Source organism: Advenella kashmirensis WT001 (assembly GCF_000219915.2).
Lineage (GTDB): Bacteria > Pseudomonadota > Gammaproteobacteria > Burkholderiales > Burkholderiaceae_B > Advenella > Advenella kashmirensis.
Window position 1 is genome coordinate 3,793,036 of the sequence record NC_017964.1, and the last position, 13,302, is coordinate 3,806,337.

Genomic DNA, 13,302 nt, shown 5'->3' on the forward strand with positions numbered 1-13,302 from the left:
CCTGCGGCATCTGCCTGGTCACCTGCAGTCTGCCTCCAAGCCATCCCCTTATCTCTTCAAGCACTGTGTGGTCATCCTGCCACGCAAAAGAACTCGCCTGCTCGACAGACGCCAGTGACAGCCTATTTGCTGCACTCGAAAAGCACATTCTGCACCACCGTAGGATAATTTCGCACTGCCATCTATCATATTGTATTTATTAGATAAATTTTCATTGTTTATTTGTTAACTTTAGTGTTAACACCTATTTCAACAATAAATAACAAACGCTAAAGTACCTGTCAGAAAGAGGTCCCTATTAGCCCGACTATCGGAGAAACTCATGGCAGGCATACCCGCTTCCGCGTTGAACGCGGTCAACAGTGATGCGAAACCTACAAAAGTAAGGTGGCGCATATTTTTAATGATGTTGTTCCTTATCTCGATCAACTATATTGATCGCGCCTCGCTTTCCGTAGCTATGCCGCTGATCTCCAAAGAATTTGAAATCAGTCCCACCGTACAGGGAATTTTGCTCAGCTCGTTTTTCTGGACCTACGCGTTCATGCAAATTCCAGGCGGCATGCTGGCTGATCGCTTCGGCCCGCGAAAAGTCATTGTTGCCTCAACCATTGGCTGGGGCTTTTTCCAAGGAATTGCCGCACTTTGCACCGGTTGGTTCAGCCTGCTGCTGACCCGCCTCGGACTGGGAGCCGCAGAAGCGCCCATTTACCCGGCCGGAGGCAAACTCAACAGCATATGGATGACCCAAACAGAACGGGGGCGTGGAGCAACATTGCTTGACGGCGGCGCGCCGCTAGGCGCGGCACTGGGCGCCATTCTTATTTCCGGCCTGATTGCTGCATTCGATTCATGGCGCCTGGCCTTTGCCGTCGCAGGTATCGGCACGATGATTTGCGGATGGTTTGCCTGGCGCATCATTCGCGATCACCCACGCGATCATCCCGCCGTCAATAGCGCCGAGGCCGAATACATTGAAGCGGCGCATGCACAGGATCTGGCCAACGAGCCCGCCACTACCAGCGGGCGTGTCCTGGACTTTCTGCGCTACCGCTCGGTCTGGGGCATGTTTTTCGGATGGATGTGTTTCAACGCCCTCTTCTACGGCCTGCTGACCTGGATGCCCAACTATCTGGCGGCCGTACACGGCTTTAACATCAAGGAAATGGGCGGCGCGGTATTTCTTATGTTTTTCGCCGGTTTCGTAGGCGAGATCGCAGGAGGCTGGATCGCCGATAAATGGATTGCATCCGGCACCGCGCAAGGCACCGTGCTGCGAATCGTTTTTGCCATTGCCTCGATCATCGCCACGATTGCAATTTATAGCGTGTCGGTCATCAAAGATCCCATCGCCGTCGTTATCCTGCTTTCTGTAACGCTCTTTTTCCTGCGCTGGTGTGGCTTGTTCTGGTGCATTCCCTCTATCCTTGGCACCCGCAATCGCGTGGGTATTCTGGGCGGCATCATGAATCTTGGCGGCAATGTAGCCGGAATTGGCGTGCCCATCTGCGTGGGAATGATTGTACAGGCAACAGGATCCTATTTCTACGCGCTCATGTTGTTCACCGCCGCCGGCATTGGCCTGTTCATCTGTTCTACGCTGTTGATCAAATATGAAGAGAAGGTTCCGGTCTAGTTCAATCGGCAAGTTCAACACAATCCGGGTTCTCTGGCTTGACGGCCACGGAACCTGTTTTTGCCACAAGGTAATTCAATGATGGAAAGAAAATTTATAGGTGTGCTCACCCCTTCGTCCAATACAGCACTGGAGCCGTTGACCAGTGCCATTGTCGCCGACGTCCCGCACGTTTCAGCACACTTCTCGCGATTTCCGGTTACAGAGATATCCATGCGCGAGCAATCGGTTAACCAGTTTGATCCAGCCGTCATTCTTGAAGCGGCACAGTTGCTGGCAGACGCTCATGTAGACGTTATTTGTTGGAGTGGCACATCGGCCGGTTGGCTTGGTATTGAGCGCGATGAGACATTGTGTCGTCAAATTACCGAACGCACCGGCATTCCTGCAACCACAGCAGTACTGGCGCTGCATGAACTGATGCAACGCAATCAAGTTCGCAATCTCGGTCTGGTCACACCGTACATTGCTGAAGTACAGGATCTGATTATCGATAATTACCGCAAAGCCGGCATCAATTGCATTGCGCAGGCTCACCTGGGTCTTACCGTGAACCATGAGTTCGGTTGTGTCCAGCCCGAGACACTGGCCACCATGATTCGTCAGGTTGCAGAAAAACAGCCGGATGCCATTACCGTGTTATGTACCAACCTTAGGGCGGCCCATATCGTCAAGGAACTTGAAGCGGAGCTTGACATTCCGATTTACGACTCGGTCGCTGCCGTGGTCTGGAAAGCGTTTGAGATGCTCAAGATAAATCCGCATAACCTCAAGGGCTGGGGTCGGATGTTCTGTGAAGCCCAAGTGTAAAAAGGTAAATCATGACGACACATACTTTCGATCTTGTTATACGCAATGCGCATGCAGCGACAGCAAGCGATACTTTCAAATGTGATATTGGAATACAGGATGGAAGGATCGCCCAGCTTGGATTGGGCATTGCTTCTGGTTCAAAAGAAATAGACGCGCAAGGCGCCTGGGTCACGCCCGGGGGGATTGACGGACATTGCCATTTGGACGAACCCATCCCGCCCCCGTTACGTATGGCGGACAATTTTGAAACGGGTACCCGCTCTGCTGCTTGCGGCGGAACCACTACGATCATTCCCTTTGCGGTACAGCGCAAGGGCCAGTCCCTGCGCGAAGCGGTGAGCAACTACCATGACCGCGCTCAGGATCTTGCCTGCATCGACTACGGTTTTCATATGATCATCACCGACCCGTCAGAACAGGTGCTGCAAGAGTTGCCCGGTCTGATCGACGAGGGGTATACGTCATTCAAAATGTATATGACATACGAAGATATGAAGTTAAATGATCATCAGATACTGGATCTGCTGGACATTGCACGCACGAAAAACGCCATGGCCATGGTCCACGCGGAAAATGCTGACTGTATTGAATGGCTTACCCGGCGCCTGGAGCACCAGGAGCGCATCAGCCCCCGCTACCACGCTCACTCTCGTCCGATGCTGGTGGAGCGCGAGGCTACGCACAGGGCAATTTCACTTTCCGAGCTTGCCGGCGCACCAATCATGATCGTTCACGTTTCGGGCAAAGAAGCCATGGACCAGATCCGTTGGGCTCGCAACCAGGGCATCACCATCTACGCAGAAACCTGCCCGCAGTATTTATTTCTCACGGAACAGGACCTGGGATGCGATGACCGTTATGAAGGCGCCCGATGTGTCTGCAGCCCGCCGCCGCGCGACAAAAACAATCAGCAATTTGTATGGCAAGGATTATCGGACGGACTGTTCACAATATTTTCATCCGATCACGCACCATTCTCATATGATTCGCCGGAAGGTAAAAAACCGGGGGGGAAACAGGTACCGTTCCGCCGTATTCCTAATGGCATACCCGGCCTGGAAACGCGGCTTGCACTGCTGTTTTCCTATGGCGTGCTGGATGGCAGACTGTCCATCAACCGCTTTGTTGAGCTGACCTCAACTAATCCGGCCAAGGCATACGGACTGCATCCGAGAAAAGGCACGATCGCCATTGGCGCCGACGCGGATCTTGTCATCTGGTCCGAAGATCCGCAGACGATCCAGAACATTAACTTGCATCACGCCGTAGACTACACCCCCTATGAGGGCATCGGCTTGCGGGCTGCCCCGGGCCTGACGCTGTCCCGTGGACAGATCGTCTATGAGCATGGAACGTTCAAAGGTGCGGTGGGCCAGGGACAGTTCTTGCGAAGAACCGCCCCTACCCTGCAGCCCATTCATTCTCCAGGTAGCGAAAATCAATGAAATTACTGATTATCAATCCAAACATATCGACCAGCGTCAGCGACCTGATTGAAGCCGAAGCCCGTCGCGCTGCCAATGCCGAAACACAAATCACCATGTGCACCGCCGAACTGGGCGTCGCCTATATAGAAACCCGTTTCGAAGCCCTGATAGGCGGCTACGCTGCGGCGATACTGGCCGCCGAACAGGCCCACTTGCATGATGCAGTGATCATTGCCGCGTTCGGAGACCCTGGCATTGACGGGTTGCGCGAAGCCATGAACATACCCGTAGTGGGATTGACCGAAGCCGCGCTGGCAAGCGCCTGCCTGCTGGGTCAGCGTTTTTCCATAATTGCCATTTCGCCGCGTATTACAGCCTGGTACCGTGAATGCGTGGAACGCAACGGCCTGATCTCACGCCTGGCAAGCATTCGCAGCCTGGAGGAACCGTTGCGCGATATCGGAACCGTACAGACCGACCATGCCGAGCGCCTGGTGCAATTGTGCGAAGCGGCCATTGAACACGATCGGGCTGACGTTATCATTCTGGCGGGCGCACCGCTCGCAGGATTGGCCAGGCAGGTCAAAGACCGCATTCCTGTACCCGTCGTCGATGGGGTGTCCAGCGCTGTGTGCCACGCACAAAGCCTGGCAATCCTGGCGCCTCACGGCGCTAGCAAGGGCAGCTTTGCTGCACCACCGATCAAACCGAATAAAGGCTTACCCGATGCACTGTCGCGGTTGCTTGCCAGAGACCGGTGGGAACCATGATTATGTGATCAAAGATCGGGCGGCGCGCAGCCTGTACGTGGAAATTGCTAGAATAGCGCCTATGCGTACGAAATCTGTAGACAAGAATGTCAGCAACAGTGTGAACACCAAGCGAAAGGGGCGTGAGCTTAGCGTGGGGGATATCACCAGCAGGCTATACTCGGCCATTCTGGAACACCGAATTCCTCCAGGCACAAAACTGGGGGAAGATCGGCTTGCGGCCATTTTCTCTGTCAATCGCGCACGTATCCGCGAGGTGTTGACCAAGCTTGCCCATGAGCGCGTGGTAGACCTGATCCCCCAAAAGGGTGCATTTGTCGCCAAACCAACCGTGGAAGAAGCCAGGGATGTGTTCGAAGCGCGGCAATTGATTGAGCCTTTTGCAGTGCGTAAACTTGTTGCAACACTGGACAAGGCCAAAATTGCCCAGTTGCGCGAACATCTTGAACTGGAAGACCAGGCCAGACTCCAGCAAGATCAGCCCAGCATCATCAGGCTTTCCGGCGAATTCCATATACTGCTGGCCGAGCTTGCCGGTAATTCGTCTTTACTGCGCAGCACCCGCGAACTGGCCACGCTCACCTGCCTGATTATTTCCCTTTACGATGCCCCGACCGCCTTCAGTTGCCGAGCCGACGAGCATTCGGAAATTGTGCAGGCCATCATCAACAAAGATAGCGAAACCGCCGTTCAACTGATGCTGGCACATCTGGATCATATATTGAACAGCCTGAAGCTGCGGGAAACATCGGATGATATTGATCTTGAACGCATTTTCGGCGCCCTGACGCCTGATAGCCGGTTCCGGATCAGGCTTCAGGATATACAGGAAAATGTATGGCCCGATTTGCTGGCTGGGATCCCAACGATGAGCCCAGCCAAACAAACCAATGACACCCGCCCTCGTTACCTGCGCATTTACTTCTTCAAGCAATCGGCCATGCAACGTTCATTCTTGGTGTCTGGTCGATCATCGACATAAAAATTATCACGATTGGGCATCTTGACCGCTGCGAGCGACTTGGCATCCAGTGTTGTGTCTGCTGGCACAATGTTATTTTTGCTTAACAAATAGGCCGTCACGCTGTACACGTCTTCATTGCTGAGCGACTGCGGGCTTTGGAACGGCATGGAGCGCCGCACGTAATCGAAGATCGTCGTGGCATAAGGCCAGTAACTGCCGATGGTCTTGACCGGTTTATCGCTGGCCAGGCTGCCCTGGCCACCCACCAGTTTTGGCCCCAGGCCGCCTTCCAGATTAACGCCATGGCAGCTCATGCACTGGGTTTTATATACTTTTTCGCCCAGTGCGACCGTTCCCTGCCCATCAGGCAGTCCGGTTCCATCCGGAAAAACATCGATATTCCAGCCCGCGATCTGTTCATGGCCTGCCGGCGAACCCAATCCCTTGAAATCATGTGCCTGCTGGGCATGGATCACAGATGACATTGCCATAACACAGGCGCCGAGCATAATTTGTTTAAACCCGTCCATTGGTCACCTCTCCGGTCGTGGCGATTTTCCATGGTTGAATCGCATTGTTATGATAAAAAGAAACCTTGCCGCGCGCTTCAATGAGCTGGTCAAGCGTTGGCTGTACATAGCCGGTTTCATCAACAGCCCGGCTCATAATCACCTGTTCCTCGCCATTCCAGTCAAACAAAAAGCGAAATGCCGTAAGGGCTTTGCTTATCACCGGCTCCTGCAATGTGGCCGCCTTCCAGGTATTGCCGCCGTCTGTGGAAATATCAACCGCCGTGATTTTGCCGTGTCCGCTCCAGGCAATACCGCGAATCTCATGCGTTCCCTTGCGCGTGAGTTTATGCGTGCCCGAAGGCTGGGTAATAAGGGATTTGCACTCCATCACAAATGAAAATTTACGCGCACGTCCGTCAGCCATCAGATCTGTGTATTTGCCCGTTTCCTCACGGGTGTACCCTGGCTGGTCGGTTACATGCAGCCGGCGCAGCCACTTGATGCTCATATTGCCTTCAAACCCGGGAACAAAAAGCCGGATCGGATAACCTTGTTCCGGCCGCAAGCGTTCTCCGTTCTGACTATAGACAACCAGCACGTCGTCCAGACATTTTTCAATTGGAATACTGCGCGTCATGGCCGCACCGTCCGCGCCCTCGGCGACGATCCATTTCGCTTCTTTTTTCAGGCCCGCATGTTCCAGCAGCGTTTTCAAAGGCACCCCCGTCCACTGCGCACAACTGACCAGTCCCGCTACCTCTGCAGCAGTCTTTCCGTAAGGTGGCAAAAAGGACGGGTTGCCCGAGCACTCCAGAAAATAAATAGGCGAAACACAGGGAAATTGCCTGATCTCATCCATCGTAAATACCAAAGGTCGTTCAACCAGCCCGTGCAGCATGAGGCGATGTTCGGCAGGATCGATCTGCGGAACGCCGGCATGATGACGCTCATAAAACAGGCCATTGGGTGTAATTGTTCCGTCAAGTTCCTGCAGCGGCGAGGTACTATAGGCAGACATCGGCTCCTTAAGGCCAGGGTACATATTTCTGATCGCCTTTTTTTCAAAGGCAGACGGCTTGCCATAAGGACTCGCCGTCGGGCTGCCCAGTGAACGCGTCCACTTGGGAACGTTCGGCGGCAAATTGGCGGCAGCATCGGCCGCTGCCTCTTTGGTGGGATCGGCAGCAAGCGCTTCGCGCGCCACGCCGGCCGTCGCCACAGCGGTCACTACAGCACTGCTGTGTAAAAGAAAATTACGTCGCGCCGCGCGTGTCCCTGCAGACGCGGGCTTTAGCTGCGAGCCCGCAGGCTCGGCAATGGCCGCCGTTGATGCATCCTTTTCGTTCATATTATCTCCCCATATTGCCAATGTCATAAAACTCACCGACCGACCGATCGATCGGTTTTCTCCATGATAACGATATCTACATCCCTTGGCAAGCGCAAGTTGCTGCTAAAATTGGGTCACTAACATTACCTGATGCTCCATCATGGCCCCAACCGAAGTCATCGCTGCGGACGCGTCCGGGCAAACCCTGCAACAACGCATTCTTAGAACAGCAGCGCAGCTTTTCGCTGCGCATGGTTTTCATGCCGTGGGCATGCAGGCGCTATGCGACGCACTGCAAATCAGCCGCGGCGCCTTCTACCATCACTTTCGCAGCAAGGATGATGTCCTGGACGACATTTGCACTCGCTATATGACAGAGTTGGTACACAAGGGCAGACAAACGTTAAAAGACGAGGCAGATCCCGAGCGTTGTCTTCAGCGGCTCGGACAGGATCTGCTGCAGGTCATTGCCGCAAACCTTCCGGAGCTGACAGTGTGCTTTCGCGAAATACAGAGCCTGGGAAGCGAGCGCCGCCAGAAGGTAGCCGAACTACACCGCGAATACGAATCGCTCTGGAAGGAAACAGTTGAACGCGGCGCACACTCAGGAGTACTGCTGCCCTACTCGCGCGTGCGCATGAAAGCCGTGCTGGGAATGTACTATTACAGTTATATCTGGCTTAATCCCGAACGGCCCGATGAACTGGCCGACGCAATCGCATCCTTCAATGACATTGCGTTAAAAGGCCTGCGAAAATAATCGGACCATACATCGCAGGCACATTCCTTCAAGGTGCCCATCGCCCTGCTAAAATCTCGGATGCGCGTCACCGGTACACATGCAGTAAACAGATTAAGATCAACCATCATCATCGCTGCATCCGGCCTGCCAAGACCGGAGTCGCGGTTTATTCGACAAAGATAAACTGCAGTCACCTGCACGACATTCGTTTTTACTATACTGAACGTATCGCACTTCGTTCCTACCCGGCAAACATTCGCCAGCCGGTTCATTTACCAATGACAGGAGTTTTTGCATGACGAAGATACTTGTACTTTACTACTCCATGTATGGCCATATCGAGACCATGGCAAACAGCATTGCAGACGGCGCCCGCCAGGTACAGGGCACCGAAGTTACTGTCAAGCGCGTTCCCGAAACGATGAATGAAGAAGCCTTTCGCAATGCGGGCGGCAAAGCTGAACAGGCAGCACCCGTCGCGACTGTTCAGGATCTGGCCGACTACGACGCGATTATTATTGGTACGCCAACCCGGTTCGGCAACATGGCAGGACAGATGCGTACGTTCCTGGATCAAACCGGTGGCTTATGGGCAAAAGGCGCTCTCGCCGGAAAAATTGCAAGTGTGTTTACCTCTACCGGCACCGGCGGCGGCCAGGAAATGACCATCACCTCTACCTGGACCACCCTTGCCCACCACGGCATGATTATCGTGCCTATTGGGTATACGAACCCAGCCCTGTTCGACATATCGCAAGTGGGTGGCGGGACTCCTTATGGCGCCTCGACCATTGCCGGCGGCGACGGTTCACGCCAGCCCGACGAGCGTGAGCTTGGCATCGCCAAGCATCAAGGTGAGTATGTCGCGAAAATAGCGGTCAAATTGAAGGGCTGAGGTACAAGCGCCGGCGCTGGCCCTATAAGCTGGCCCGGCGTTGTCATCAAACAGGACCTGCCAGCCTGATAGCGAGGAAATAACCGTCTTTATCTCAGAACGAGGTTTGCAACATTTGCATCCGCTCCAGTGCCCGCTGCGTCACCTCCGGATTGACCAAGGGTGTCGGCAATTTTCCAGCAAGCAAATCCAGTGTCTGGTTCACTGATAACTCGCTGATGCGACGCATGCTTTCCATGGTAATGCCTGCAATATGACTGCTTAAAATAACATTCGGCATCGTACGCAAGGGCGAGTCTTCAGGCAGCGGCTGCGACTCAAAAACATCCAGCGCTGCGCTTATTTTCTGCTGCGCCAGCGCGTCAATAAGATCTGTCTGATTAATCACCGCGCCGCGCGCCACGTTGATAATACTGGCGCCCGGCTTCATCAGGCTCAATGTCCGCTGGTTTGCCATGCCTTTGGTTTCCGCAGTCAACGGGCAGGCAAGCACCACGAAATCGGCCACTCGAAAAACATCATCACTGGTTGCTGCAACGATATAGTCTGGCATTTTGCTTGGATCGCGGCGATAGCCGATAACGGACATGCCGAAACCATAATGACAGATGCGGGCCAGTGCCTGGCCAATGGCGCCGACACCAATAATACCGATCGTTTTTCCTTGAAGTTCAACAGCTCGGTCAGACAGCGTCCGCGATGCGCCCCATCCGTCACTGCGAAGCAGCGAATCTACCGTATGCAGGCGACGTGAAAGCAGCAGCATTTGACCCACTACATACTCTGCCACTGCAACAGCGTTTGCCCCGGGTGCATTGCTCACCGGAATTGCCCTTGCCGTCGCTTCCGCAACCGGAACAATATCCACTCCAGCCCCGTGCCTGACAATGCCGCGAAGACGATCAGCCTGCGCCAAAACCGCAGCAGCGACTGGCGAGCGCACAATCAGCACGTCAGCTTCACGTATCTCTTTGGCAAGCACGTGCTGATCCAGCGACGAAGCAACGCGCACTTGCGCATGTTCACTCAGACGTGCTGTTTCGTGGGAATCAATCGGGTTGGTCAGCAGAACAATAGCACTCATGGTGCGCTCCCTGTTTCTGGTTGAAAGGTCAATTGGAACAACGCTGCGCATCGACTGTGCGCGCAACATACGCCGTGACATTGCGAATTTTTTGTAAATGCGAAGTGTACCGTGGAACCGCGCAATGCACGCCATCGGGGAAAACCCACAGCAATCGATCTCTATCCATGATGTTTGAAATATGGCAAGGCCACATAATTGGTATTGCACGCCCACCCTGCATGTTCCGCATCGCTATTTCACATGAAATTTTTTCGGAAAGAGCTTTTCATTCCGGTCAATTTGTTTTAGTATTCTCAAAACTTCCTATTTTTAAGAATATCAATCCTAATAATTAGGATTTATAAACTAATACCCTTCGGTTCATAAACCGGGAAAAGGAGTCAAAGTTGAAGATCACAGATGTCCAGACACTGTCCTGCGACGCCGGTTGGCGCAATTACTATTTCGTCAAGATTTCGACTGATGCCGGTATTTGCGGATGGGCGGAGTTTGATGAAGGCTTTGGCTCTCCAGGAGTTACTGCGGTCATTCAGAAGCTGAGCGAAATGCTTATTGGCAACGCGGTGCCCAGTCAGGAACGTTTTTACGCCGAGGCCTACAGCCGAACGCGCCCAGCGGCCGGCGGCGTGGTTGCCGAAGGTATTGGTGCCCTGGAAAATGCGTTGCTGGATGTGCGCGCCAAATCGCTGGACGTGCCCTGCTACGAATTGCTGGGCGGAAAGGTACGCGATAAGCTGCGTGTTTACTGGTCTCATTGTCCGGCCTGGCGCATTAATCATCCAAAGTACTTTGGACCTGCCGTCACTGATCTGGACGGCGTCAAGGCCATGGGAGCCGAGGCACGTGAACGCGGTTTTAGCGCTCTCAAATCCAATACGTTCATTTTTGATGATGGCCCCGCCTACGCCTGGCGCCCGGGTTTTGCCGCTCCGTTCTATCCCGAATTGAATGCCGATCGCCGGATCATCCGGAACCTTCGCGATTGCCTGGAAGCATTACGTGACGGCGCCGGAGACGATATGGAGATCCTGCTGGATCTGAATTTCAACTTCAAGACAGAGGGGTACCTGAAAATACTGCGCGCCATCGCCGATCATGACATTTTCTGGGTGGAAATTGACAGCTATAGCCCCGAGGCGCTTGCATATATACGGAATCACAGTCCACATCCGATCAGTTCATGCGAAACCCTGTTCGGCGCCCGGGAGTTCCTGCCTTACTTTCAGAAAAATGCCGTTGACGTTGCGATTGTCGACGTTGTCTGGAATGGCGCATGGCAGTCGATGAAAATCGCCAATCTGGCCGATATCCATGAAGTGAATGTTGCTCCACATAATTTCTATGGCCACCTGTGCACCATGATGAATGCGCATTTTGCAAGCGCGGTGCCTAATTTCCGCATCATGGAGACGGATATTGACCGACTGGCATGGGATAAAGAGTTATTCACCTATGTTCCTGAGTATGTAGACGGACATCTGATCGTTCCGGACAGGCCAGGCTGGGGAACAGAACCCGTGGAAGAAGCCATCAGAGCGCATCCGCCAAAACCAGGCGGCGGACTGATCCGGCCGCGTCAGTCCCGATAGTTTTAGCTACAGCCAGATTTCTTCAACAATGCAGTGACTACTCGTCTACCAAGGAGACAACCACATGATCAATGACTGGAACGCAACACTGAGCAATCTTCGCAAGGGCGGCGCCGCTTTTGCCAAACACAACCCTGCGGTGGTTACGGCCTATCGTGGCCTGAACGAGGCGCTTGGGCAGGCCAGACATCTGGACGACAAGACGCGTGAATTGATCGCTCTGGCAGTGGCCGTGACCACCCGGTGCGACGGCTGCATTTCATCGCACGCCGCTGCAGCCCAGAAGGCAGGTGCAACCGTGGAAGAAGTTAGCGAGGCGCTTGGTACTGCAGTAGCGCTCAATGCCGGCGCAGCCTATGTGTATTCGGTACGCGCAATTGAAGCATTTGAACAAATGGACAAATGAAATCTCTCCCGGCGGAAAGCAGTTTCCACCGGACGCAGTTTGCGGGGGCGTGGCAACAATAATTCCAAGCCACGGGTAACAGCTATCACTTTCAGATCAGGAAGTACCCAAAGGAGAAATAAAATGAGCAGACAAGCAGAAAAAGCAGTTCGGTCGGGAACATCATTGGCGCTGGCCGCTGCGTGCGTACTGGCATCGGCCAGTGCTTATGCCGCCTGGCCTGCAGATAAACCAATACGCCTGATTGTGCCCTACGCCGCAGGAGGCGCCACCGATATCCTGGGTCGCGCAGTTGGAAACCAAATGGCCAAGGAGCTGAAACAAACGATTGTTGTGGAAAATAAGCCTGGCGCCGGCAGCATGCTGGGCTCACAACAAGTGGTGCGTTCAGAGCCGGACGGCTATACGATTTTGCTGGGAAGTATTTCAAATGTACTGAACATGTATTTCTACAAGGACCCGCTTTATGATCTGCGCAAAGATCTCAAGCCGGTCGCACAAATTGTGTCCGTGCCCAATTTTCTGGCCGTGAGCAAATCGGTACCAGTAAAGAATGTTGCCGAACTGATCGCGCTTGCCAAGCAGAAACCCGGGGAACTTAGCTGCGCGACATCTGGCGTCGGCTCCTCGCCCTACCTGTCATGCGAACTGTTCAAGGTCATGGCTGGCATTGATCTTATCAACACCCCATTCAAGGGCGGGCGCCCGCCATTCAGTCGGCGATAGGCAACCAGACGACCATGGTATTTGCCAACGAAGCCTGGCCATACATAGATTCGGGCCAGTTGCGTGGCCTGGGCGTAACCACTGCCCAGCGATCGCCCTATTCCAAAGATATTCCGGCCATATCAGAAACATTGCCAAAATATGACGTCACTGCCTGGTACGGATTCTGGGTACCGGCAAAGACACCAGACAATATCACCAATTCACTGAGCGAGGCAGCAGCAGACGCGCTGCAAAGCCAGGAAGTGTTGAACACCCTGAAGCAACTGGGCGCGACGCCAAAGCCCTCAGATCCGCAGCAATTTGCAAACTACGTCAATACCGAAATTGATCGCTGGGCCGCGATCACCACAGAGATGAACGTTCAGGCCAAATGACACAGCAAGGCATTGCAATACGCCTGCA

12 protein-coding genes and 1 pseudogene are annotated in these 13,302 nt (G+C 53.8%); 10 read left to right on the plus strand and 3 right to left on the minus strand.

Annotated elements, in window-relative coordinates; translation table 11 throughout:
* Positions 1 to 322 precede the first annotated feature (322 nt).
* The 5 genes from TKWG_RS17820 to TKWG_RS17840 all read left to right on the plus strand — a co-directional run bounded on the left by TKWG_RS17820 (position 323) and on the right by TKWG_RS17840 (position 5,628).
* Entirely contained in the window at positions 323 to 1,636 is a 1,314-nt protein-coding gene (locus TKWG_RS17820) for an MFS transporter (protein ID WP_041709629.1), read from the plus strand.
* A 78-nt stretch (positions 1,637 to 1,714) separates the two neighbouring features.
* On the plus strand, positions 1,715 to 2,446 hold the full coding sequence (locus TKWG_RS17825) for a maleate cis-trans isomerase family protein (RefSeq protein ID WP_041709630.1): 732 nt from the start codon (positions 1,715 to 1,717) through the stop codon (positions 2,444 to 2,446).
* A gap of 11 nt (positions 2,447 to 2,457) precedes the next feature.
* Positions 2,458 to 3,894, plus strand: a complete 1,437-nt coding sequence (hydA, locus tag TKWG_RS17830; protein WP_014752169.1) for a dihydropyrimidinase — start codon at positions 2,458 to 2,460, stop codon at positions 3,892 to 3,894.
* Complete coding sequence (locus tag TKWG_RS17835; protein ID WP_014752170.1) at positions 3,891 to 4,646, plus strand: aspartate/glutamate racemase family protein; 756 nt, start codon at positions 3,891 to 3,893, stop codon at positions 4,644 to 4,646. The genes hydA and TKWG_RS17835 overlap by 4 nt, the downstream gene beginning before the upstream one ends.
* A gap of 61 nt (positions 4,647 to 4,707) precedes the next feature.
* The gene (locus TKWG_RS17840; RefSeq protein WP_081489410.1) at positions 4,708 to 5,628 is read left to right on the plus strand and encodes a GntR family transcriptional regulator; all 921 of its coding nucleotides are present in this window, start codon (positions 4,708 to 4,710) and stop codon (positions 5,626 to 5,628) included.
* Here the strand turns inward: TKWG_RS17840 and TKWG_RS17845 are convergent.
* A complete protein-coding gene (locus TKWG_RS17845; protein WP_014752172.1) occupies positions 5,565 to 6,140 on the minus strand; it encodes a c-type cytochrome in 576 nt (191 codons plus the stop codon). The two genes, TKWG_RS17840 and TKWG_RS17845, sit on opposite strands and share 64 nt — an antisense overlap.
* The gene (gene soxC / locus TKWG_RS17850) at positions 6,127 to 7,470 is read right to left on the minus strand and encodes a sulfite dehydrogenase (RefSeq protein WP_014752173.1); all 1,344 of its coding nucleotides are present in this window, start codon (positions 7,468 to 7,470) and stop codon (positions 6,127 to 6,129) included. The genes TKWG_RS17845 and soxC overlap by 14 nt, the downstream gene beginning before the upstream one ends.
* A 142-nt stretch (positions 7,471 to 7,612) precedes the next feature.
* On the opposite strand from soxC, the gene TKWG_RS17855 reads away from it, so the two are divergent.
* Together TKWG_RS17855 and wrbA are read left to right on the plus strand one after the other, a co-directional pair.
* Positions 7,613 to 8,212, plus strand: a complete 600-nt coding sequence (locus TKWG_RS17855; protein ID WP_014752174.1) for a TetR/AcrR family transcriptional regulator — start codon at positions 7,613 to 7,615, stop codon at positions 8,210 to 8,212.
* Between the two features lie 277 nt (positions 8,213 to 8,489).
* Entirely contained in the window at positions 8,490 to 9,089 is a 600-nt protein-coding gene (gene wrbA, locus TKWG_RS17860; protein WP_014752175.1) for an NAD(P)H:quinone oxidoreductase, read from the plus strand.
* Positions 9,090 to 9,183: 94 nt separating this feature from the next.
* On the opposite strand, the gene TKWG_RS17865 is transcribed toward wrbA, so the two are convergent.
* On the minus strand, positions 9,184 to 10,173 hold the full coding sequence (locus TKWG_RS17865) for an NAD(P)-dependent oxidoreductase (RefSeq protein ID WP_014752176.1): 990 nt from the start codon (positions 10,171 to 10,173) through the stop codon (positions 9,184 to 9,186).
* A gap of 389 nt (positions 10,174 to 10,562) precedes the next feature.
* Here TKWG_RS17865 and TKWG_RS17870 point away from each other — a divergent pair, with 389 nt between their 5' ends.
* The 3 genes and pseudogenes from TKWG_RS17870 (at position 10,563) to TKWG_RS17880 (ending at position 13,274) form a co-directional block, all read left to right on the plus strand.
* On the plus strand, positions 10,563 to 11,765 hold the full coding sequence (locus TKWG_RS17870; RefSeq protein ID WP_014752177.1) for a mandelate racemase/muconate lactonizing enzyme family protein: 1,203 nt from the start codon (positions 10,563 to 10,565) through the stop codon (positions 11,763 to 11,765).
* A 64-nt stretch (positions 11,766 to 11,829) separates the two neighbouring features.
* Positions 11,830 to 12,171, plus strand: a complete 342-nt coding sequence (locus TKWG_RS17875) for a carboxymuconolactone decarboxylase family protein (RefSeq protein WP_014752178.1) — start codon at positions 11,830 to 11,832, stop codon at positions 12,169 to 12,171.
* 303 nt (positions 12,172 to 12,474) lie between these two features.
* Positions 12,475 to 13,274, plus strand: a pseudogene (locus TKWG_RS17880) (tripartite tricarboxylate transporter substrate-binding protein).
* Positions 13,275 to 13,302: the final 28 nt, after the last annotated feature.